The sequence below is a fragment of the Allofournierella sp. CML151 genome, assembly GCF_027853465.1.
Classification (GTDB): Bacteria; Bacillota; Clostridia; order Oscillospirales; family Ruminococcaceae; genus Allofournierella.
Genome location: NZ_JAPNNW010000007.1, coordinates 124,451 through 147,286, shown reverse-complemented (window position 1 = coordinate 147,286; position 22,836 = coordinate 124,451). Strand labels below are relative to the sequence as shown.

Below are 22,836 nucleotides of genomic sequence, written 5' to 3'. Positions count from 1 at the left end.
AACGCCTCGATTCTTCGGAATCGGGGCGTTTTTTGCCTGAAAACCGGCAAAATGTAAAAATAGTATGAAATGGGATTGGATATATTGACAAGGAAGCAAAAGATGAATAAAATACTTAGGTAACATAATTAATATAGATAACAACTGATGAAGTCAGTCGAGAAGGGGGAGAAGATGAAGGAAATGGAGAACAGCAACGCGCTGCAGATGCTGCGCGCCATGGACCGCATCCGGCGGGCCTGGAAAAACGCCAGCCCCAGCGAAACACTGAATAAATCGCAGTTTTTCACCCTGATGACGCTGCACAACAAGGGGGCCGATGTGCTCGGCGGGAGTTGCCCGCACACGGACCCCTACGAGCCAATGACGTTGTCGGCTTTGGCGAAGGCGATGAATCAGAGCATGCCAGCGGTGAGCCAGCGTATCCGGCGTTTGGAGGAGCTGGGGTATGTGTGCCGCACACCGGATGAGAGCGACCGGCGCACGATGTGGATTGCCCTCACTGAGCAGGGCAATGCGCTGCTGCAGGAAAACTGCCGGGATATGTTCCGGCGGCTGGAGCGGATGATGACCCGCTTGGAGCGGCAGGGCGAACGAACCCCCGCCCAGGTGATTGAAGCCTTCAACTACCTGGCGGATGCCATGGAGGAGGAGTTCGGCTCACCCTGAACCCGGTGCGGCCGGTCAAACAAAGCAAATTTAACAGCTGCCGCCCGCTTGCGGACGGCGCTGGCAGTAAGGAGAAACGAGTATGCTGAAACTGAAGCGATATTTAAAGCCCTATCTGGGCCTGTTGCTTGTGGGTGTGGCGCTGCTGTTCGGCCAGGCAATGCTGGAACTGACGCTGCCCAACTACATGAGCGACATCGTGAACGTGGGCCTGCAGCAGGGCGGCATCACCCAGGCGGCGCCTGAGGTCATTGACAGTGATGCCATGGCTATGATGCAGATGTTCATGTCCGAGGAGGACAGGGCTCTGGTGGATGCGGCCTACCAGCCTCTGGGCGAACGGGAGGACGCAGACAAGCTGAAAGAGACCTACCCCAATGCAGGGGATGAGGATCTGGCGCTGGCCGCCGACCCGGAGAATGGTGTGAACGATGCCTTCAACCGGGCAGCCTATGCCCTGGTGAACATGATGGAGGAGCTGGCCCCTGCCGATTCCTCCACCGAAACCGAGGAGCAGGCCAGCGGCACACTGGATGCCGGCGCCATGGCCCAGCTTACCGCCATGCTGCAGAGCGGCGCGCTGGATGAGCAGCTGAATGAGGCCATCGCCACCGCGGCAGTGACTCCCGAAAGCATGCTGGAGCAGACCGGCGTGGTGCTGACCAAGAGCTTTTACACCCAACTGGGTGCGGACACCGATGCCATCCAGACCTCTTACATCCTGAAGGTGGGCCTGCGCATGGCGGGCCTTGCCATCCTGCTCACTGTGTGCGCCATTTCGGCAGGCTTCTGCATGGCGCGCCTGGGCGCGGGCGTGGGCCGCGATCTGCGGCGGGATGTGTTCCGCAAGGTAAGCTACTTCAACAACAACGAGATGGACCAGTTCTCCGGCGCCAGCCTGATCACCCGGTCCACCAACGATATCACCCAGGTGCAGAACTTTTTGAGCATCGGCCTGCGCATGATGTGCTTTGCTCCCATTATGGGCATTGGCGGCCTGATCATGGGCCTGTCCAAGTGCCTGAATCTGGCCTGGGTGCTGGCCCTGGCCCTGATCGTGATGCTGGGTTTAATTCTCACCCTGTTTGTAGTGGCCATGCCCCGCTTCAAGAAGATGCAGACCCTGATTGACCGGCTGAACCTGGTGAGCCGGGAGGAGCTGAGCGGCCTGATGGTGGTGCGCGCCTTCTCCAACCAGCCCTTCATGCAGAACCGGTTTGAAAAGGCCAACAAGGACCTGACCGGCAATACTCTGTTTGTGAACCGGGCAATGGCTACCATGATGCCCTTCATGATGCTGGTGATGAACGGTCTGTCGCTGCTGATCGTCTGGTTCGGCGGCAAGCAGATCGCCGCCAGCAATCTGCAGGTGGGCGATATGATGGCCTTCATCCAGTACGCCATGCAGGTGATCATGAGTTTCTTGTTCATCAGCATGATGTTCATCATGGTGCCCCGTGCCTCGGTATCCGCCGAGCGTATCAACGAGGTACTCACCTGTGAGAGCACCGTGGCCGACCCCGCTCAGCCCACCGAGATGAACCACCCGGTAAAGGGCGTTGTGGAGTTCAAGGATGTTTCCTTCCGGTACGAGGGCGCGGATGCCAACGTGCTGGAGCATGTGAGCTTCACTGCCCGCCCGGGCGAGACGGTGGCCTTCATCGGCGCCACCGGTTCCGGCAAATCCACCCTGGTGAATCTGATTCCCCGCTTTTACGATGCCACCGAGGGCAGCATCACCGTGGACGGCGTGGACGTGCGCCAGCTGCGCCAGAAGGATCTGCGCGAGGCCATCGGCTATGTGCCCCAGAAGGGCCTGCTGTTCAGCGGCACTGTGGCCACCAACCTGCGCTATGGCCGGGCAGACGCTCCGGATGAGCTGCTGAAGGAAAGTGCGGACATCGCTCAGGCTACCGAGTTTATTGAAACGCTGGAGAATGGCATGGATACCGCCATCAGCCAGGGAGGTACCAACGTATCCGGCGGCCAGCGCCAGCGGCTTTCCATTGCCCGTGCGCTGGTGAAGCAGGCTCCCATTTATATCTTCGACGACACCTTCTCCGCCCTGGACTTCAAGACCGACGCCAAGCTGCGCGCGGCGCTGAAGGGCTACACCAAAGAGTCCACGGTGTTCATCGTGGCGCAGCGTGTGTCCACCATTATGCATGCGGACCAGATCCTTGTGCTGGATGAAGGCCGCGTGGTGGGCAAGGGCACCCATGAGGAGCTGCTGAAAAACTGCGAGACCTACCGCGAGATCGCGGAAAGTCAGCTTTCAAAGGAGGAATTGGCATAATGGCAGGACCGATGAGACACGGCCCCGGCGCAATGGCCGTGGGCGAAAAAGCCAAGGACTTCAAGGGCACCATGAAAAAGCTGCTGGCCTACATGCGGCGCTACCTGCCCAGCATTGTGCTGGCGCTGCTGTGCGCTGTGGGCGGCACGGTGTTCTCCATCTTCGGACCCAAGATCCTGGGTCAGGCAACCACCAAGCTGTTTGAAGGCGTAATTGCCATGCTCACCGGCACCGGCGGCATCGACTTCGGGGCCATCGGCCAGATTCTGCTGTTCCTGGCCGGTTTGTATGTGCTCAGTGCGATGCTGTCTTACGTGCAGGGCTGGGTAATGGCCGGCATCGCCACCAAGGTGAGCTACGCCATGCGCACCGATATCAGCCAGAAGATCGACCGGCTGCCCATGTCCTATTTTGACCGGGTGCCCCACGGTGAGGTGCTCAGCCGCATCACCAACGATGTGGATATGGTCACCCAGACCCTGAACCAGAGCCTTTCCCAGGTGGTCACTCAGCTGACCATGATCGTGGGCGTGCTGTGCATGATGCTTTCCATCAGCCCGCTGATGACCCTGATTGCCATCTGCATTCTGCCGGTGTGCCTGGTGATTGTGATGAACGTGGTGCGTCACAGCCAGAAGTTCTTCCGCCGCCAGCAGGAGTACCTGGGCCATGTGAACGGCCATGTGGAAGAGATGTACGGCGCCCATGTGGTGGTCACCGCCTTCAACGGCCAGGAAGAGAGCATCGAGACCTTCAACGGCCTGAACGAGAAGCTGTACCAGAGCGCCTGGAAGAGCCAGTTCCTGAGCGGCATGATGATGCCTCTGATGAATTTTGTGAGCAACCTGGGCTATGTGGCCATCTGTGTGCTGGGCGGCTTCCTGTCGCTGAACGGCACCATCACCGTTGGTGATATCCAGGCCTTCACCCAGTATGTGCGCCAGTTTACCCAGCCCATTACCCAGCTGGCAAATATTTCCAACCAGCTGCAGATGACCGCCGCGGCTGCCGAGCGTGTGTTCCTGTTCCTGGAGGAGCCGGAGGAAGTGCCGGACACCAAGGAACCGGTACCCAGCAGCGAGATCAATGGTTCGGTCTACTTTGCTCATGTACACTTCGGCTATGTGCCGGAGAAGACCATCATCAACGATTTCTCCGCCATTGTGCAGCCGGGCACCAAGGTGGCCATCGTCGGCCCCACCGGTGCGGGCAAGACCACCATGGTCAAGCTGCTCATGCGCTTCTACGATGTGAGCGACGGCGCCATTCTGCTGGATGGCTACGATGTGCGCCAGTTTGAGCGGGGCGATATGCGCAGCGCCTTTGGTATGGTGCTGCAGGACACCTGGCTGTACAACGACACCATTCGGGAGAATATTCGCTTCGGCCGGCTGGATGCCTCCGATGAAGATGTGCTGGCCGCCGCCAAAGCCGCTCAGGTGGACCATTTCGTGCGCACCCTGCCTCAGGGTTACGACACCGTCCTGAACGAGGATGCCAGCAATATCAGCCAGGGCCAGAAGCAGCTGCTCACCATCGCCCGCACCATCATCTCGGACCCCAAGATTCTGATTCTGGACGAAGCCACCTCCAGCGTGGATACCCGCACCGAGCTGGCCATTCAGAAGGCCATGGACGAGTTGACCAAGGGCCGCACCAGCTTTATCATTGCCCACCGCCTGTCCACCATCCGGGATGCGGATATGATCCTGGTGATGAAGGACGGCGATATCGTGGAGACCGGCAACCACAATGAGCTGCTTGCCAAGGGCGGCTTCTACGCAAATCTGTACAACAGCCAGTTCGCGAACGGCGAAGAATAAGCCGGAGCGGGCAAAGAATAAAAACTCTGTGAAAACCGTTGACCCTGCCACCAAAAAACTGGTATAGTTAAACCAGTTGAAAAGGGAGTAGTTGCAAGCCGCTTCGTCAACATCACGGCAAAATGCCTGGCGAAGCGGGCCGGTTTGCTCACAGCGCGGTAACAAGACTTTTCGGCACAGTGTTTGCTGTGCCGAAAGGTCTTTTTTTATTGCCGGGCCGGGAGCGGGCCGAACGGAAAGGAGGCAGAGCAATGGCCACAATGTATCTGATGGTGGGAATTTCCGGCGCAGGCAAGACCACCTGGGCGAAAACCCGGCTGGCCGGGGCGGAATACATCGGGTCCGACGGTATCCGCATGGAGCTGTTCGGTAAGGAGCTCACTCTGAAGGGGTACCACCGGGTGCACCGGATCATGAACCAGCGCATGCGCGCCGCTCTGGAACAGGGCAGAGACGTGGTGGTGGACTCGGTGCATCTGTCCCGCCGGGCACGGCGGAGGGTGCTGCGGGCGGTGCCGGAGGGAGTGCGCTGCGTGGCGGTGTGGATCGACACCGGTGTGATGCAGGCTATCCGGAATGATGCCTGCCGCCAGCGGCATGTGCCCTTTTTTGCCATCGCCCTTATGCAGCCCCGGCTGGTGGAGCCGAAGCAGGAGGAGGGCTTCCACGAGATTCAGCGTATTTCCTGGCAGGAGCGGGTGGAAAGCGATACACGGGAAAACGGACCAAAATATGAAAAAAATGAAAATCCTGCAAAAATCACTTGACGGGGCCTGCCTGCCGTGGTATAGTTAACCCAAGTTGAAAAGGGAGTAGTTGCAAGCCGCCTTGTCAACATCACGGCCTCAAAAGGGCCTGGCAGGGTGCGCCGCTTCTTAACGAGTCGGTAACAAGACTTTTCGACAGCAACGCTTTGCGCGTGCTGTCGGGAAGTCTTTTTTCTTTTGCGGAAAAAGACTTCCCGCCGGGCGAAACGGGCAAACTAGGAAAAAGGAGAATGAACGTATGGAACAAACTTATTTTGACAAAACCGTTCCTCAGGCCTTGGAGCAGGTGAAGGCCACCGCAGACGGCCTGACTGCTCAGGAGGCCGCCCGGCGGTTGGAGGAGCACGGCCCCAACCAGCTGGCGGAAGGAAAAAAGAAAAGCCCGCTGGTGATCTTCCTGGAGCAGTTTAAGGATCTGCTGGTCTTTATTCTGGCCGTGGCGGCGGTGATCTCCATGGTGTCCGGTAATGTGGAGAGTACCCTGGTCATCTTCGCGGTGCTCATCATGAACGCGGTGCTGGGCACCGTACAGTATCTGAAAGCGGAAAAAAGCCTGGAAAGCCTGAAGGCCATGTCCGCTCCGGTGGCCAAGGTTCTGCGGGATGGCGTGCGCCAGGAGGTGGCCGGTCCCCAGGTGGTGCCCGGCGACATCGTGTACCTGGAGGCGGGCGACCTGGTGGTTGCCGACGGCCGTCTGCTGGAGTGCTACTCCCTGAAGGTGAACGAAAGCTCGCTGACCGGTGAGTCCGAGGCGGTGGAAAAAACCGCTGACGCGCTGCCTGCGGGCAAGACCGCGCTGGGCGATCAGAAGAACATGGTGTTCTCCGGTTCGCTGGTCACCTATGGCCGTGCAGTGATGCTGGTTACCGGTACCGGCATGAACACCGAGCTGGGCCACATTGCTGAGCTGATGAATCAGACCCAGCAGCGCAAAACTCCCCTGCAGAAGAGTCTGGATGATTTCTCTGGCAAGCTGGCCGCAGCCATCCTGGCCATCTGCGCTCTGGTGTTCTGTCTGTCGCTGTTCCGCAGCGGCATGGGCCTGCTGGACTCCCTGCTCTTTGCCGTGGCTCTGGCGGTTGCCGCCATCCCCGAGGCCCTGAGCAGCATCGTGACCATCGTGCTGGCCATGGGCACCCAGAAAATGGCCCGTCAGAACGCCATCATCAAGGAACTCAAGGCGGTGGAAAGCCTGGGCTCGGTACAGGTGATCTGCTCGGATAAGACCGGTACCCTGACCCAGAACAAGATGACCGTGCAGAAGATCTGGGCGGACGGCAAGCTGGTGGAGGCGAAGGATGCCGACATGAGCGACCCGGCCCAGGAGCTGCTGATGAAGATCGGCCTGCTGGCCAGCGACGCCACCGTGGATGTGGCCAGCGGCGCTTCGGTGGGCGACCCCACCGAGATCGCCCTGGTAAACTGGGGCGGCATGCACCAGACCGATGCAAACAGTGTACGCAGTCAGTTCCCCCGTCTGGGCGAGCTGGCCTTTGATTCCGACCGCAAGCTGATGAGCACCCTGCACCGGGTGAACGGCAAACCCATGTTGCTCACCAAGGGCGCCATGGACGTGCTGCTGGCCCGTTCCGAGAAGCTGCTCACCGCCAAGGGCGTGGTGCCTCTGACCGATGAGATGCGTGCCGCCATCGCCCGGGCCAACGAGGAATTTTCCGAAAACGGCCTGCGCGTTCTGGCCTTCGCCTGCCGCGAGATGGATGCGGAGCGGGAGCTGACCCTGGAGGACGAGAACGGCTTCACCTTCGTGGGCCTGGTGTCCATGATTGACCCGCCTCGTGAGGAGAGCAAGCAGGCTGTGGCCGACGCCAAGCGCGGCGGCATCCGCACCGTAATGATCACCGGCGACCACAAGGTCACCGCCACTGCCATTGCCAAGCAGATCGGCATTTTTGAGGAAGGCGACATTGCCCTGGAGGGCGTGGAGCTGGACGCCATGACCGACGACGAGCTGGACGAAAAGCTGCCCCACATCTCGGTTTACGCCCGTGTGTCTCCCGAGCATAAGATCCGCATCGTCTCCGCCTGGCAGCGCCGGGGCTGCATCGCCGCCATGACCGGTGACGGCGTGAACGACGCCCCCGCTCTGAAGAAGGCGGATGTGGGCGTGGCCATGGGCATCACCGGCACCGAGGTAAGCAAGGACGCCGCCGCCATGATTCTGGCGGATGATAACTTTGCCACCATCGTGAAGGCTGTGGTGAACGGCCGCGGCGTGTACACCAACATCAAGAACGCCATTCAGTTCCTGCTGTCCGGCAATATGGCCGGTATTCTGGCGGTGCTGTACGCTTCACTGATGGCTCTGCCCGTGCCCTTCCAGCCGGTGCATCTGCTGTTCATCAACCTGCTTACCGACAGCCTGCCTGCCATTGCTCTGGGCATGGAGCCCGCCCGCAAGGGTCTGCTGGACCAGAAGCCCCGCGACCCCAAGGCCTCCATCCTGGATAAGCCCCTCATGTTCAAGATTCTGTGGCAGGGCGCGCTGATCGCCATTGCCTCCATGACCGCCTTCTATCTGGGCCTGTCCGCCGGCGGCGCTGCCATGGCCAGCACCATGGCCTTCGCCACCCTGACCCTGGCCCGCCTGTTCCACGGCTTCAACTGCCGCGGCACCGAGTCCATCTTCAAGCTGGGTCTTGGCAGCAACAAGTATTCGCTGATGGCCTTTGCCGGCGGCGTGGTGCTGCTGGCGGCTGTGCTCACCATCCCGGTGCTGGAGGGCCTGTTCTCGGTCACCGCGCTGAACGGCGTGCAGTATCTGCAGATCCTGGGTCTGGCCTTCGCGCCCACCCTGCTGATCCAGCTGGGCCGCGTGATCCGGGGCAAGTGATTCGGATCGGAACACTTTGAAATAAAATGGCCGCCGCTCTTCCTGATTTTGGGAAGGGCGGCGGCTTTTTTGGTCGTTTTTATTAATACTGGCTGATGGGCAGGGAGGCGTCATCGTCGCTGGGCTCAATGGCGCGGATGGTCACCGGATAGCTCACGCCGGGGCGAACTTCCACCTGTACGGTTTCGCCTGCCTTTTTACCGAAGATAGCCCGGCCCAGCGGGGATTCCCGGCTGATGAGGCCGCTGTCTGCGTTGACCCGCAGAGTGGTCACCAGCTTGACCACCATCTCTTCCTCATCCTCGGGAAAGTACAGGGTGATCTTGTCGAACAGGCCCACCGAGCCTTCGGCGTGGTCGGATTTGACTACCTTGGCGGTCTTGATCATCCGCTGCAGATAGCGAATGCGGCTCTCGTTGCGGTTTTTCTGGCGCTTGGCCTCCTTGTATTCAAAGTTCTCGCTCAGATCTCCGTAGGAGCGGGCAATCTTTACGTCCTCCAGGCACTGCGGCCGCACTACCAGGATGCGGTGTTCAATCTCCTCCTGCATTTTTTTAATGTCCACTTCGGTGAGTTCGTCGTACATGCAATCAGTCCTCTTTTTCGGTGTGTTCGCTCAGAGCGCTCAGGCGTAGACCTGGCGGCTCTGGAAGATGCACAAAGCGCTCTTGCTTTTGCCCTTTTCCAGCAGGGTGCGGGCGGCGTACAGGGTGGCTCCGGCGCTGGGCCCGGCGGGGATGCCGTCGGTGAGCAGCACCTCGCGGGCAGCCTGCACCGCCTCGCCGGTGGTCACCGCCGTTACCAGATCCACCACATAGGGATTATAGTTCTCCGGCACGAAGCCGAAGCCGATGTTGGGGATGCCGTGGGGGGCCAGAAATCCGCCGCCGATGGCCTGGCACTCGTAGGGCTCCACCGCGGCCATACGGATATGATTGGTCCAGGCCTTCACATATTCGCCCACACCAGTCACGGTGCCTCCGCTGCCCACCCCGGCCACAATCGTGTCGATCAGATTGCCGCCCTCGGTGGCCTTCAAAATGGCGGGGCCGGTGATGCGCCGGTGGTATTCCGGGTTGTCCTCGCTGGCTAAGTAGTTCATGTAGTAAGCGCCCTGTTCCTCGGCCATGCGGCGGGCCAGGATGTCCATGCCCTCCTGCCCGGAGGGACGCTCGTAGCAAGGGCGGAGCCGGGCGCCCAGCCCTTGCAGAAACCGCTCCCGCTCCGGCTCCAGCGCGGGAGGCACCACCAGGGTCAGCGGATGTCCGCTGCGCCCGGCGGCAATGGCCAGCGCCGCCGCAAAGGCCCCGCAGCCGGTTTCAATAATGGGTTGACCCTCCGTCAATTCACCCCGCTGGGCAGCCAGGCGGATCATGGCGGTGGCCAGCGCGTCCTTGCCGGTGCCGGTGGGGCCGTCGAACAGCAGGCAGGCGTACAGCTTGCCGGGAAGGCTGTGCTTTGCGGCATAGCCGCCAAGGGCCACCACGGGGCAGCGGGTGAGCTGCTGGTAATAGGTCTCGTTGATTCCGGTCATCGTGAACGCCTGCCTTTCTTAATTATGTATTATATATTATATAGGAAAGCAAAAACAGGACGGGGAATGGCGGTTCGGAAACTGCCGCTTTCTGCCCTTATTGTAGCACGTTCCGCGGCCAAAGTCATGCCCGGGAAAGAAGGGGAAGAAAAAGAACGTTTTTTGCGCCATTTCCCCCTTGACAGCGCTGCGCGGCCTCTGTTATAATAGCAAACTGTAAAGCAAAACGCTTTACGAAAAGGTGAAACACTTTACAGGGACCGGCACCCCGGCAAGGAGGCGTTTTCGGTGGCAAAAAATCTTGAGATTTCACTGTTGCTGGATTTCTACGGCGACGTGCTCACCGAAAAGCAGCGCGACGTGATGGAGCAGTACTACAACGACGATCTGTCGCTGGCAGAGATTGCCGATAACTTTGGCATCACCCGCCAGGGCGTGCGGGACTCCATCAAGCGGGGCGAGGGGATCATCCTGGAGCTGGAGGAAAAGGTAGGCTTCGCAAAGCGCTACCGGGCTGTGCAGCAGGGCATCGCCCAGCTGGAAAGCCTGGCACGGGAGATTCAGTTCGAGAACGCCAACGGCTACACGCCGAGCAAGCGCATTGACGACTCCGCCCGCAAGATGCTCGAGATCATCGGGCAGATCAGCGAATAACCGGCACACACAACGAAAGGACAACGACATGGCCTTTGAATCTCTTTCCGAACGGCTTTCGGGCGTGTTCAAACGGCTGCGGGGCAAGGGCAAGCTCACCGAGGCGGACATTAAGGCCGCCATGCGTGAGGTTCGCACCGCTCTGCTGGAGGCCGACGTAAACTACAAGGTGGCCAAGGACTTCATCGCCGGGGTCACCGAGCGGGCCATGGGCCAGGAGGTCATGGAAAGCCTGACCCCCGCCCAGCAGGTCATCAAGATTGTAAACGAATCCCTCACCGAGCTCATGGGCGGCAACGAGGCTGCGCGCATCCACATCAAGTCCAAGCCTCCCACGGTGCTCATGCTCTGCGGTCTGCAGGGTAATGGTAAAACCACCCACGCTGCCAAGCTGGGCAAGTGGTTCCTCAAGCAGGGCCACCGCCCGCTGCTGGTGGCCTGTGATATCTACCGCCCCGCGGCCATTGATCAGCTGCAGGTGGTGGGCAAGCAGGCGGGTGTTCCGGTGTTCACCATGGGCACCGAAAAGCCCGAGATCATCGCCAAAAAGGCCATCGCTCACGCGAAGGATTACGGCAACGACATTGTGATTCTGGATACCGCCGGCCGCCTGCATGTTGACCAGGAGCTCATGGACGAGCTGGGCCGCATCAAGGAAGCCGTTGAGGTGGACGAGGTTCTGCTGGTGGTGGACGCCATGGCCGGTCAGGACGCGGTGAACGTGGCCAAGGCCTTCAACGAGGCCGTGGCGGTGGATGGCATCATCCTCACCAAGACCGACGGCGATACCCGCGGCGGTGCCGCGCTCAGCGTCAAGGCCGTCACCGGCAAGCCCATCAAGTTCCAGGGCACCGGCGAAAAGCTGGACGATCTGGAGGTCTTCCACCCGGCCCGCATGGCCAGCCGAATCCTGGGCATGGGCGACGTGCTCACCCTCATCGAGAAGGCGCAGGACCTGCAGGATGAGAAGAAGGCCGCCGAGACCGCCAAGCGGATGATGGAGAACAAGTTCGATATGAACGACATGCTGGACCAGCTGGCCCAGATGAAAAAGATGGGCGGCGTTGCGTCGCTGGTCTCCATGCTTCCCGGCGGCAACAAAATCAACCCGGATGACATCGATGAAAAGGTGTTTGTCCACATCGAGGCCATCATCCACAGCATGACCCCCGCCGAGCGGGAAAAGCCCAGCATCATCAACCCCAAGCGCAAGCGCCGCATCGCCGCCGGCAGCGGCACCAGCGTGGAAGAGGTGAACAAGCTGCTTCGCCAGTTTGAGATGATGCAGAAGATGATGAAGCAGATGAAAAAGAACCCCAAGGCCTTTGGCCGCCGCCTGCGCGGCATGTAAGCGCGAAAAACGCGCCGTTTTCCAAGGTATGACCCGCAGCCCCAAAAGGGCGGGTTTGATACAATATAACAATCACAATCGCCCCACACCGGGGCCCCAAACATCAGGAGGTTTACCACTATGGCAGTTAAGATCCGTCTGCGCCGCATGGGCGCCAAGAAAGCTCCCTTCTACCGCGTTGTTGTTGCTGACAGCCGCTTCCCCCGTGACGGCCGCTTCATCGAGGAGATCGGCTACTACGATCCCACCAAGGAGCCCAGCGTTGTGAACATCGACGCCGAGAAGGCCAAGAAGTGGATCGCCAACGGCGCTCAGCCCACCGATACCGTTCGTGAGCTGCTGAAGAAGAACGAGATCCTGTAATCAGTCTAAAGGGAGGGCAACCCTATGCAGGAGCTGTTGCTGGCAGTTGCCCGGGGCCTGGTCGACGATAAGGACGCTGTGTCCGTTACCGTGGACGCCCCCCGTGAGGACGGCACCATCGTTTACCACCTGAGCGTGGCTGAGAACGACATGGGCCGGGTGATCGGCAAACAGGGCCGCATCGCCAAGGCCATCCGCGTTGTAATGCGGGCTGCCGCCGTTCGCAAGGGCGAAAAGGTCATGGTAGAGATCGACTGACCTTCGGGAGAACAAAACCACACAAACAGGGCCCCTTGCCAGCTGCTGTGCAAGGGGCCCTGCTTTTTTGCCTGGGCAACCTCGCAGCGTTTGCGCGTTATTGCGCGGGAATGCGGCTTGCCCTTGTCACCGGGCGGGCGAAGCGGCCCTGCCCCACACAAAAGGAGAGAAACAAGATGCAGCAGTATCTGGAAATCTGCAAGGCTGTGACCACCCACGGGGTGGCAGGCGAAGTGAAGGTGGAGCTCTGGTGCGACGACGCGGCCTTTCTGGGCCGGTTCAAGCGGCTGTACCGGGGCCCGCAGGGCCAGGCGCCCATCGCCGTAACCAAGGTGCGGGCCCATAAGAACATGGCGCTGGTCACCTTTGAAGGTGTGAACGACATGGACGCGGCCCGCGCGCTGGTGGGCCAGGTGTTCTATATCGACCGGGCGGATGCAAAGCTGCCCAAGGGCCATTATTTCCAGGCCGATCTGCTGGGCTGCCATCTGATCGATGCCGAGAACGGCCGGGACTACGGTGAGATTGCCCAGGTCAGCCACCCCGGCGCCCAGGACATCTACACCGTTTCCTGCCCGGACGGCTCCACCGCCCTGTTCCCGGCGGTCAAACCCTTCCTGGTGAAGATCTGCATTGAGGACCGCAAGGTGCTGGTCAGCCCCATTCCGGGCATGTTCAGCGAAGCGGAAAATGGTGACCAGGTATGATGCGTGTGGATGTGGCGACCCTGTTCCCGGAGATGTGCCAGCGGGTGCTGGATGAGAGCATCCTGGGCCGGGCCGCAAAGCGAGGCTATATCGAGACCCACTGCCATCAGATTCGGGACTACACCCTGAACCGGCAGAAGCAGGTGGACGACTATCCCTACGGCGGCGGCTGCGGCATGGTGATGAATGCCCAGCCCATCTATGACTGCTGCCAGGATATCATCCGCCAGGTGGAGGAACAGGGCCGCCAGCGGCCGCATATTATATTTATGACCGCGGCTGGCCAGCGCTTTTCCGAGGAGACCGCCAAGCGGCTTGCCCAGTACGACAGCCTTCTTCTGGTTTGCGGCCATTACGAAGGCATGGACGAGCGGGTGATCGAGGAGCTGGCGGACGAGGAAATCAGCATCGGCGACTATGTGCTCACCGGCGGTGAACTTGCGGCGCTGGTGGTGGCAGACAGTGTGCTGCGCCTGCAGCCCGGCGTGCTTTCTCAGCCGGAGGGTTACCAGGACGAAAGCCACTGGAACGGCCTGCTGGAGTACCCCCAGTACACCCGCCCGGAGGAGTGGCGGGGCAAAAAAGTTCCAGAGATCTTGCTCAGCGGCCATCATGGCAATATAGACAAATGGCGGCGTGAGCAAAGCCTGGAGCGCACCCGCATCCGGCGTCCGGATTTGTACGAAGCGTACCAAAATGAGCATAATCAGAACCACAAAAAGTAATTATTACCAATAAGGTTGAAAACTTTCGGGATTTCTTATGAGATTGTTGAAAACTTAGTGGTTGATTTGCACAAAGAAACGTTTCCGGCATTTTCTGGATTCGGGAAACTGACAAAATTGCACAAATGTACTGTACAATCGGGTAAGAATGGGCTATTATAACAAACAGAAGCCCATCTAATTTTAGAAATAGGAGCGAATGAATCATGTTTGTTAAAGAAGTTACCGTTGAGAACAAAGTCGGCCTGCATGCCCGTCCCGCTACCTTCTTCATCCAGAAGGCCAACGAGTACAAGTCTTCCATCTGGGTCGAGAAGGAAGAGCGCCGCGTGAATGCCAAGAGCCTGCTGGGCGTTCTGAGCCTGGGCATCGTGGGCGGCACCACCATCCGCATCATCGCTGACGGCGCCGACGAGCAGGCTGCCGTGGAAGGCCTGGTAAAGCTGGTAAACTCCGGTTTCGCCGAGTAATTTCTTTGCTTTTATAAATCAAAGGGCGGGTTTTTGAAAACCCGCCCTTTTTCTGCTTTTGCTCCTCAAGTGGGGCATACTGAGGATACAGGCCGCGCAAAACCCGGCGGTCACAGAAGGAGGACCCCCATGACCAAGGCTGAACTGCATGAAAAAGCGAAGATGCTGCCCCTGCTGCCGGGGGTCTATATCATCCGGGACAAGCGGGACGAGATCATCTATATCGGCAAAGCAAAGCGGCTGCGCACCCGGGTGAGTCAGTATTTCCGTGAGGGCGTCCCCCACGATGCAAAGGTCACCCAGATGATCGAGCATGCCTTCAACTTCGATGTGATCGTCTGCCAGAGCGAGTTTGAGGCTCTGGTGCTGGAGGCCAGCCAGATCAAGGCCCACACCCCCAAGTACAACATCCTTCTGAAGGACGACAAGGGCTACAGCTATGTGAAGATCACCAAAGAGGAATACCCCCGCATCTCGGCGGCGCTGCAGAAGGAGGAGGATGGGGCGGAATACATCGGCCCCTTCACCAGCAGCTTTGCGGTGCGTCAGATGGTGGAGACCGCCCAGGACGCCTTCCTGCTGCCCCGGTGCAACCGGCGCTTTCCCCAGGAGATCGGCAAGGGCCGTCCCTGTCTGAACGCCCACATCGGCAAGTGCATGGCTCTGTGCAGTGGTAAAATCAGCAGGGAGACCTACAACCAGGCAGTACAGGGAGCCATCCGCCTGATCCGCTACGGCAAAAAGGACATTGTGAAGACGCTGGAGCAGCGCATGGAGGAGGCCGCCGAGCGGCTGGACTTCGAACAGGCCGCCCTGCTGCGGGATCAGATTGCCGCCATCAAAAAGGTGTCGGCCGGGCAGAAGGTGGTGGTGGACGAGAGCACCCAGATGGATGTGATCGCCTTCGCCGGAGCGGGTCAAAACAGCTGCGCTGCCATCCTGCGCTACCGCACCGGCCGCCTGACCGACAAGCGGGAGTTTTTATTCCGGGGCACCGCTGACCTGGACGCTTTGCGGGAGGAGTTTCTGCCCCGCTATTATCTGGATGGGGAGGAGATTCCCAAGGTCATCGCGGTGGACGTGCTGCCCGAGAGCCACGAGGCCCTGACCCAGTTGCTGGAGGAGACCAGGGGTACCAAGGTGCAGCTGTATGTGCCCCAGCGGGGCGACACCGCCAAGCTGGTGAGCATGGCCTACACCAACGCGGTGGAGCGCCTGGCCCGGGAGAGTGGCCGCACCGACCGGAATCAGCGCCTGTTGGACGAGGCAGCCGCCGTGCTGGGTCTGCCCGAGCCGCCCGCGGTGATTGAAAGCTACGATATCTCCAACTGGGGCGAGGGTACCAGCGTCTGCGGTATGGTGGTGTTTGAAAACGGCCGCCCCAAGAAAAGCGGCTACCGGCGCTTCAAGATGCGCACCGTGGCGGGCACCGACGACTTTGCCAGCATGGCTGAGGCGCTGAGCCGCCGGGCCGCCGAATACGAAAAGGGCACGGTGGGCCAGTTCTCGGTGCTGCCCAGCGTGATCTTGCTGGACGGCGGCAAGGGGCAGGTGAGCGCGGTGAAGGCGGCGCTGGCGGGCACCGCTCTGGCGGCGGTGCCGCTGTTCGGCATGGTGAAGGACGACCACCACCGCACCCGGGCCATCGTGACCGCGGACGGCGGCGAAATTGCCATCAGTATGCATCGGAACATCTTCACCTTCATTTCCTCCATTCAGGACGAGGTGCACCGGTTCTCGATTGCCTACCAGCGCCAGAACCAGAAGAAGAAGTCCTATGCTTCCAGTCTGACCGCTATCCCTGGCGTGGGGCCTGCCACCGCCAAGGCGCTACTGGCCCACTTCAAGTCGGTGGGAGCGGTGCGAGAGGCCGGTGTGGACGAGCTGACCAACGCCAAGGGTGTGGGCCGGAAGGCCGCCCAAACCATCTACGACTATTTTCACCCCCGAACGGAGGATTGATTTATGGACCAGAACACATTGCACGAACGCTTTGCCGAGGCGGCGGAGTACTATGCCGGCCGCAAGGGCAGCCGCCCCACCCTGGAGCAGGAGGATACGGTAGCTCTGCTGCGGGAGACTCAGGAGATCTATGGCCACATCCCGCCCCAGGCGCTGGAGACCATCTCCATCTGCACCGGCTATAAAGTGCCGCTGCTGGAAAAGCTGATCCGGCTGTATCCCAGCCTGAAGCTGGGGGCTGCTGCCCACGAGATCGTGGTGTGCAGCGGCGGACGCTGTGGTGCAAAAAACGCTGTGTTGATGGACCGACTGAAAAAGGGGCTGGCCAGCCTGCCCGAAGGCACCGCGGTGATTCGCACCCAGAATTGCTTCAAGCAGTGTGGCAAGGGCCCGAACATCCAGGTGGACGGAGTGCTTTGGAACGGCTGTGATGCCGCCGCGGTGGACCGGATTCTGGAAACCCTGCGGCCGGAAAAAGGATAAATCAGTGGAAAAGGCCCGCGCCTTTCTGCTTGACAAAGCGGCTGGTGCGGGCCATAATGGAAAAAACAAAGGGACAGGAAAGGGAGGTGGACCCCCATGCGTGTGATCTCAGGCTCTGCCCGGGGAACAAAGCTGGCGGCCCTGCCGGGAGAAGATATAACAAGGCCCACGGTGGACCGGGTGAAGGAGGGCATGTTCAGCGCTCTGCAGTTCATCCTGCCGGGGGCGAAGGTGCTGGACCTGTTTGCAGGCAGCGGGCAGCTGGGTATTGAGGCGCTGAGCCGCGGAGCAGCCAGCTGCGTGTTTGTGGACCAGGACCGGGGCGCGGTGCGCATCGTGGAGCAGAACTGCAGGGCCGCCGGAGTGCAGGCGCAAAGCCAGATCCGCAACACCAGGGCGGACACGTTTCTGGCGAGCTGCGGCGAGCAGTTCCATGTCGTTCTGCTGGACCCGCCTTACCGCCACGATACGCTGGCCCAGATCCTTCCTCAGGTGGCTCGGGTGACCGCGCCCGGCGGCACAGTGCTGTGCGAGAGTGAGCTGGCGGCCAGTCTGCCGGATGAGTGCGAGAGCCTTTGCAAGAAAAAACAATACCGTTACGGCACCGTATTGGTGACCCGCTATGAAAAGGAGCGAGAAGAATGAACATCGACGAGTTGCTGGATCTGATGGAAGAAACCATGGAAGAGGCCTCCGGCCTGCCGTTCTCCGGCAGCAAGCGGATGGTGGACATTGACAAAATGCGGGACATCATTGACGAGGTGCGCCTGAATATGCCCACCGAGATCCGCCAGGCCAAGGCCATCGTGAATGACCGGGCGGACATCATCGCCAGCGCCAAGCGGGAGGCCGAAGCCATCGTGAAGAAGGCGGAGGACCGGGCCCGGGTGCTGGTGGGCGAGGAGCAGATCGTGCGTGCTGCCCAGCAGCGTGCGGCGGAGATCCTCTCCAGCGCGCAGAGCCAGTCCCGCGAGATGCGCACCACCGTGACCGACTACTGCGAGAACATGCTTCGCATCACCGAGGAGCAGCTGGCCCGCAATGCGGCGGAGGTCAAGACTGTGCGCGCCAACCTGCGCCAGAATGCGAAGAACAACAACGGCTGATCGATTGGTCAGTCTCCAGGGCCCCGCGCCTGCCGGTTTCCGGAGGGTGCGGGGCCTTTTTGCCTATAGCGGGCTGTGGAAAACCCGGTGCAAAACAGCAAGACGGCCCCGGTCGATTTATCCTGTGGAAGCGCCTGACGGAAAGAATACACAAAACAGGAAAAATATGCAGCCAAACCACGAAAAAGCGGCATTGGGGCGAGATTTTTCACGATTCTTTTTCGGTGCAATATCTTGCAATTAAAGTGGGGGTAACGTATAATAATTGATACAGTGGGGAGAAGTGGGGTAAAGTGGAGAGTTTTCCACACCGGTGGAGCCGATGGGGGAAATCTTAAGCCCCGCGTGTGAAAGGAGGCGGCGCCGTATGTTGATGGGCGAGTACAACTATGCCATCGACGAAAAAGGCCGCCTGAACTTCCCCGCACGCTTTCGGGAGCAGATGGGCCAGGTGTTCGTTATCACACGCTGGATGGATAACTGTCTGGTTGCCTTCCCGGAGAGTGAATGGCAGCTCATCTGCGAAAAGCTGCAGGGCAAGAGCCTGGTCAAGACCCGCGAGATCCAGCGGTTTCTGTTCGCCATGGCCACCGAGGTCACGCCGGACAAACAGGGCCGGGTGCTCATCTCGCCCAGCCTGCGCGCCCACGCAGGCCTGCAGAAGGATGTGACCATCATCGGTGTGGGCAAGCACGCCGAGATCTGGGACACCGCTGCCTGGCAGCAAAAACAGGCGGGCTTCGGCAGCGAGCAGCTGGAAGCCGCCATGGAAGAACTGGAATTGTAAGGGGGAACGCACATGGAATTCAGCCACATCCCCGTGCTTTTGAACGAATGTCTAGAGGGCTTGGCCATCGACCCGACCGGAATCTATCTGGACGGCACCGCCGGAGGCGGCGGCCATTCCAGCCAGATTGCCCGGCGGCTCACCACCGGCCGTCTGGTCAGCCTGGACCAGGACCCGGATGCCATTGAGGCTGCGGGTAAGGCCCTGGAGGGGCTGCCCGCCACACTGGTGCAGACCAACTTCTGCAACGCCCGCAGTGCTCTGTACGGGCTGGGCATCGAAAAAATCAACAGCGCTTTGCTGGATCTGGGGGTTTCCTCCCACCAGCTGGACGATGCCTCCCGGGGCTTTTCCTACCGGCAGGACGCGCCGCTGGATATGCGCATGAGCCAGAGCGGCCCCACAGCCGCGGACCTGGTGAACACCGCCAGCCGGGAAGAGCTGGCCCGCATTCTGCGGGAATACGGTGAAGAGCCCTATGCCTGGGCCATTGCCGGGCGCATTGTGCAGCGCCGGGAGGAGACGCCCTTTGTCACCACCCTGCAGCTGGCCGACGCCATTGCCAGCGCCCTGCCTCCGGCGGTGCGCCGCAAGGACAAAAACCCCGCCCGGCGCAGCTTTCAGGCGCTGCGTATTGCGGTGAACAGCGAGCTGGATGTGCTCAGCCAGGGTATGGATGAGATCTTCGATCTGCTCGTCCCCGGCGGCCGCTTCGCCATCATCACCTTCCACTCGCTGGAGGACCGGCTGGTGAAGAACAAATTCCGCCAGTGGGCCACTGCCTGCACCTGCCCGCCGGAGTATCCGGTCTGTGTGTGCGGAGGCAAGGCAAAAGGAAAGCTGATTACCCGCAAACCCATCGAGGCCACCGCTGCCGAACTGGAGGAGAACCGGCGCAGCCGGTCCGCAAAGCTGCGGGTGATTGAAAAACTGGGCGATTGAACCGCCCGCTCCGGCAAAGGGGAGCCGGAACACCGATAAAACACAAGGAACAAAAAAGGAGGTGAGCGCACATGGCACAGGCAGCCTATGAACTGGAACGGTTTGCGGACCGGCCATTGGACGTTAAACCCCGCATGAGAGCGGTACAGGGCAAAAAGCAGGCCATGAAGATCAGCGCTCAGGCCTATAAAACCGTGGCGGTGAGCTGCGTGATGGTCATGCTTACCGTGGGCCTGCTGCAAAGCCAGGCCACCCTGACCCAGCTGACCAGCCAGATCCAGAAAACCAATCAGCAGCTGGTGAACGCCCAGAGTGACTACAACTATCTGTCCGGCGTGCTGGACAGCAAGACCAACCTGAAAAACGTGGAGCAGATCGCCGCCCAGCTGGGGCTGATGAAGCTGGACAAAAGCCAGATCACCTATGTGACCCTGGAAAACGAAAGCACCATCCAGCGGCCGGAGAGCGGTTGGCAGCGCGTTTTGGATCTGCTGAACAACGGATTTCTGCGCCTGATGGATCATCTTGATCCCTGACCGCAAATGGAAAAAGCGTGCCGCCGCGCACGCTTTTTCGATTATCAGGGGGATTCGACCGAATTCTTCATGTCATACGCGGCAAACGACACTGATGCAAACGAAGGAAACACTGTCATGGCAAGAATGAACAATCCGCAAAACGGGCCCCAGAACCCGCAAAAGCAGGCGCGTAAGCGCAGCTTGCTGCGCTACTGGCTGCTGGCGGGGGCGTTTGCCTTCGGCGCTGCGATCCTGATCGGCCGGCTCGCCTGGCTGCAGATCGTCAAGCACGACGAGTACCGCATCCAGGCTGCCAACCAGCAGCTGAAGGATGTGGCGGTGACCCCCACCCGTGGCCAGATCTACGACGCCAACGGCAAGGTGCTGGCCAAGAGCAGCATTGTATGGACCATCGCCGCCGACCCCAGCCAGATCAGCGCGCTGAAGGCGGAGGAGGGCGACGAGCGCTCTGCGGAGGAGCGCCGGGCGGAACGGGTGCGTACCGTGAGCGCCGATGTGGCCAGCATGCTGGGGCTGGACGAGAACGAAGTTTATGACAAGCTGATCGACTCCGAGAGCCAGTACGAGGTGTTGGCCAAGCAGGTGGATAAGCCGGTGGCGGACCAGATCAAGGAATATGCCAGCGACAACAACCTGCCCATCACCGTAACCCAGGATACCAAGCGGGAATACCCCTATGGGGCTTTCGCCGCCAGCGTGTTGGGCTTTATGCATGCGGACGGCTACGGCTTCTATGGCCTTGAGGCATACTATGAGGAGACTCTGGCCGGTACCCCCGGCCGTCTGGTGAGCATCAAGAACGGTCTGGGCGCCGAGATCGCCAACGATGACCGGGAGGAATACCCCGCCCAGGACGGTAACAGTCTGGTGCTTACTCTGGATGCCAACATCCAGGCCATCGCGGAAAAATACCTGGAAAACTCGGTGAAGGTGAACAACGTATCCGAGCGCGGCGTGGTGATCATAATGGACGTGAACACCGGTGCCATTCTGGCCATGGCCACCAAGCCGGATTTTGATCCCAATGATCCCATGACCATCTACGACCCGGAGCGGGCTGCCCTGCTGGAAGGCCTGTCCGACGAGGAGTACACCCAGGTGCAGGGCGAGGAACGTCAGCGCCAGTGGAAAAACAAGGCCATCACCGACCTGTATACCCCCGGTTCGGTGTTCAAGCTGATTACCACATCTGCCGCGCTGGATTCCGGCGTGAGCACTCCCGGTACCACCTATTACTGCGGCGGCAGCTATCAGGTACTGCCCAACACCAAGAGCTACACCTGTGCTGAGGGCGCGGCCCATCAGTGGCAGGATATGGGCAAGGTGCTGTACAACAGCTGCAACATTGCCACCATTCAGGAAGCTCTGAAAATGGGCATCGAGACCTTCTCGGATTACTACAATGCCTTCGGCTTCACCGAGAAGACCGGCATTGACCTGCCGGCGGAACAGGCCCCCTATGCGGGCGTTTCCTACCACCCGGCGGACAGCATGTCTCTGATCGACCTGGCATCCACCAGCTTCGGCCAGGCCCAGAAGGTGACCCCCATCCAGATGATCACCGCGGTTGCGGCCATCGCCAACGGCGGATATCTGGTGCAGCCCTACATCGTGGATAAGATTGTGGACCAGGAAGGCAACGTGGTGCAGGAAACCGAACCCACCATCAAGCGCCAGGTCATCAGCGAAGAGGTTTCGCAGCAGGTGCTGCAGATGATGGAGGGTGTGGTGGACTACGGCGCCGCGGGCGCTGCCGGCCGCAATGCTTACGTGGCAGGTTACCACATCGGCGGTAAGTCCGGTACCAGTGAAAAGCTGGACCAGGAAAAGCGGGAGGACGGAACCTACGAGAAGGTTTCCAGCTTCCTGGCAGTGCTGCCGGTGGATGATCCGCAGATCGCCATTCTGGCCTTCGTGGATGAGCCCCACGCGGAAACCGAATACGGTTCCATGCTGAGCGCGCCGCTGATCGGCAATATCATCAGTGAGGTTGCGCCTTATCTGGGCATTGAGATGGATGAGAGCCTGCTGCCCAGCGGCGATGTGACCGTACCCAACCTGGTGACTCCCAACAATCCCAGCTACAGTCAGTGGGATCTGGCCCAGGTGGAGCTGAACAAGATCGGCCTTGCGCACCGGAAAGTGGGCAGCGGCGATACGGTGCTGGCCCAGTATCCCGAGGCGGGCACCAAGGTGGCCGCGGGTACCACAGTGTATCTGTATACAGACAGCACTGAGTACACCAAGACTACTGTGCCGGATGTGACCGGCAAGAGTGCGGCGCTGGCCAGCCAGATGCTGGCGGGCTCCGGTCTGAACGTGCGGATCAGCGGCGATGAGAATGGGCAGGTGACCGCCCAGGATGTGGCCGCGGGCACCGAGACACCCATGGGCACGGTGGTGACCATTACCACCGCGGCCGCGGCAGATCCGGCTCAGGATACCAGCACTTCCACGGACCCGGCGTCCACCGATTCCGGCGGGACCGGTGAAACGGACGGAACCGAAGAGGGCTGATCGCCGTACAATATCAACGAAAACAGGGCCCC

The 22,836-nt window shown here is 60.3% G+C and carries 22 protein-coding genes; 20 read left to right on the top strand and 2 right to left on the bottom strand.

Annotation, left to right across the window (positions count from 1 at the left end):
- Nucleotides 1-147 precede the first annotated feature (147 nt).
- From PH256_RS07385 to PH256_RS07365, 5 genes are all read left to right on the top strand, one after another.
- A complete protein-coding gene (locus PH256_RS07385) occupies nucleotides 148-669 on the top strand; it encodes a MarR family winged helix-turn-helix transcriptional regulator (protein ID WP_270913594.1) in 522 nt (173 codons plus the stop codon).
- An 82-nt stretch (nucleotides 670-751) separates the two neighbouring features.
- Entirely contained in the window at nucleotides 752-2,965 is a 2,214-nt protein-coding gene (locus PH256_RS07380) for an ABC transporter ATP-binding protein (protein ID WP_270913593.1), read from the top strand.
- The gene (locus tag PH256_RS07375) at nucleotides 2,965-4,788 is read left to right on the top strand and encodes an ABC transporter ATP-binding protein (RefSeq protein ID WP_270913592.1); all 1,824 of its coding nucleotides are present in this window, start codon (nucleotides 2,965-2,967) and stop codon (nucleotides 4,786-4,788) included. Before PH256_RS07380 ends, PH256_RS07375 begins: the two co-directional genes overlap by 1 nt.
- 251 nt (nucleotides 4,789-5,039) lie before the next feature.
- Nucleotides 5,040-5,555 (top strand): ATP-binding protein, encoded by a 516-nt coding sequence (locus PH256_RS07370; protein ID WP_270913591.1) that lies wholly within the window; start codon nucleotides 5,040-5,042, stop codon nucleotides 5,553-5,555.
- A gap of 238 nt (nucleotides 5,556-5,793) precedes the next feature.
- Nucleotides 5,794-8,406 (top strand): cation-translocating P-type ATPase, encoded by a 2,613-nt coding sequence (locus tag PH256_RS07365; protein ID WP_270913590.1) that lies wholly within the window; start codon nucleotides 5,794-5,796, stop codon nucleotides 8,404-8,406.
- 82 nt (nucleotides 8,407-8,488) lie between these two features.
- On the opposite strand, the gene greA is transcribed toward PH256_RS07365, so the two are convergent.
- Entirely contained in the window at nucleotides 8,489-8,992 is a 504-nt protein-coding gene (gene greA / locus PH256_RS07360) for a transcription elongation factor GreA (protein ID WP_270913589.1), read from the bottom strand.
- Nucleotides 8,993-9,031: 39 nt separating this feature from the next.
- Nucleotides 9,032-9,940, bottom strand: coding sequence for a pyridoxal-phosphate dependent enzyme (locus PH256_RS07355; RefSeq protein ID WP_087183544.1), 909 nt, complete (start codon nucleotides 9,938-9,940; stop codon nucleotides 9,032-9,034).
- A gap of 288 nt (nucleotides 9,941-10,228) precedes the next feature.
- On the opposite strand from PH256_RS07355, the gene ylxM reads away from it, so the two are divergent.
- From ylxM to PH256_RS07280, 15 genes are all read left to right on the top strand, one after another.
- A complete protein-coding gene (gene ylxM, locus PH256_RS07350; RefSeq protein ID WP_087180393.1) occupies nucleotides 10,229-10,594 on the top strand; it encodes a YlxM family DNA-binding protein in 366 nt (121 codons plus the stop codon).
- A 28-nt stretch (nucleotides 10,595-10,622) separates the two neighbouring features.
- Complete coding sequence (gene ffh, locus PH256_RS07345; protein WP_058965741.1) at nucleotides 10,623-11,945, top strand: signal recognition particle protein; 1,323 nt, start codon at nucleotides 10,623-10,625, stop codon at nucleotides 11,943-11,945.
- Between the two features lie 120 nt (nucleotides 11,946-12,065).
- On the top strand, nucleotides 12,066-12,308 hold the full coding sequence (gene rpsP, locus PH256_RS07340) for a 30S ribosomal protein S16 (protein ID WP_058965743.1): 243 nt from the start codon (nucleotides 12,066-12,068) through the stop codon (nucleotides 12,306-12,308).
- Between the two features lie 24 nt (nucleotides 12,309-12,332).
- Nucleotides 12,333-12,566 (top strand): KH domain-containing protein, encoded by a 234-nt coding sequence (locus tag PH256_RS07335; protein WP_058965745.1) that lies wholly within the window; start codon nucleotides 12,333-12,335, stop codon nucleotides 12,564-12,566.
- A 176-nt stretch (nucleotides 12,567-12,742) separates the two neighbouring features.
- A complete protein-coding gene (gene rimM / locus PH256_RS07330) occupies nucleotides 12,743-13,273 on the top strand; it encodes a ribosome maturation factor RimM (RefSeq protein WP_270913588.1) in 531 nt (176 codons plus the stop codon).
- Entirely contained in the window at nucleotides 13,270-13,998 is a 729-nt protein-coding gene (trmD, locus tag PH256_RS07325) for a tRNA (guanosine(37)-N1)-methyltransferase TrmD (RefSeq protein ID WP_242956101.1), read from the top strand. Before rimM ends, trmD begins: the two co-directional genes overlap by 4 nt.
- Before the next feature lie 206 nt (nucleotides 13,999-14,204).
- Nucleotides 14,205-14,468, top strand: a complete 264-nt coding sequence (locus PH256_RS07320) for an HPr family phosphocarrier protein (protein WP_058965751.1) — start codon at nucleotides 14,205-14,207, stop codon at nucleotides 14,466-14,468.
- Between the two features lie 129 nt (nucleotides 14,469-14,597).
- Complete coding sequence (gene uvrC / locus PH256_RS07315) at nucleotides 14,598-16,430, top strand: excinuclease ABC subunit UvrC (protein WP_270913587.1); 1,833 nt, start codon at nucleotides 14,598-14,600, stop codon at nucleotides 16,428-16,430.
- A gap of 3 nt (nucleotides 16,431-16,433) precedes the next feature.
- Nucleotides 16,434-16,913 (top strand): NAD(P)H-dependent oxidoreductase subunit E, encoded by a 480-nt coding sequence (locus tag PH256_RS07310; protein ID WP_270913586.1) that lies wholly within the window; start codon nucleotides 16,434-16,436, stop codon nucleotides 16,911-16,913.
- Between the two features lie 96 nt (nucleotides 16,914-17,009).
- Complete coding sequence (gene rsmD / locus PH256_RS07305) at nucleotides 17,010-17,558, top strand: 16S rRNA (guanine(966)-N(2))-methyltransferase RsmD (protein WP_270913585.1); 549 nt, start codon at nucleotides 17,010-17,012, stop codon at nucleotides 17,556-17,558.
- Nucleotides 17,555-18,019 carry an HrpE/YscL family type III secretion apparatus protein gene (locus PH256_RS07300; RefSeq protein WP_058965758.1) on the top strand — a complete coding sequence of 155 codons (465 nt, stop codon included), beginning with the start codon at nucleotides 17,555-17,557 and terminating at the stop codon, nucleotides 18,017-18,019. The genes rsmD and PH256_RS07300 overlap by 4 nt, the downstream gene beginning before the upstream one ends.
- A gap of 367 nt (nucleotides 18,020-18,386) precedes the next feature.
- A complete protein-coding gene (mraZ, locus tag PH256_RS07295) occupies nucleotides 18,387-18,806 on the top strand; it encodes a division/cell wall cluster transcriptional repressor MraZ (protein ID WP_270913584.1) in 420 nt (139 codons plus the stop codon).
- Nucleotides 18,807-18,818: 12 nt separating this feature from the next.
- Nucleotides 18,819-19,748: a 16S rRNA (cytosine(1402)-N(4))-methyltransferase RsmH gene (gene rsmH / locus PH256_RS07290; RefSeq protein WP_270913583.1), complete on the top strand. Its 930-nt coding sequence runs from the start codon at nucleotides 18,819-18,821 to the stop codon at nucleotides 19,746-19,748.
- A 71-nt stretch (nucleotides 19,749-19,819) separates the two neighbouring features.
- Nucleotides 19,820-20,284, top strand: a complete 465-nt coding sequence (locus PH256_RS07285) for a hypothetical protein (protein ID WP_270913582.1) — start codon at nucleotides 19,820-19,822, stop codon at nucleotides 20,282-20,284.
- 117 nt (nucleotides 20,285-20,401) lie between these two features.
- On the top strand, nucleotides 20,402-22,804 hold the full coding sequence (locus PH256_RS07280) for a penicillin-binding transpeptidase domain-containing protein (protein ID WP_270913581.1): 2,403 nt from the start codon (nucleotides 20,402-20,404) through the stop codon (nucleotides 22,802-22,804).
- The last annotated feature ends 32 nt before the right edge of the window (nucleotides 22,805-22,836 follow it).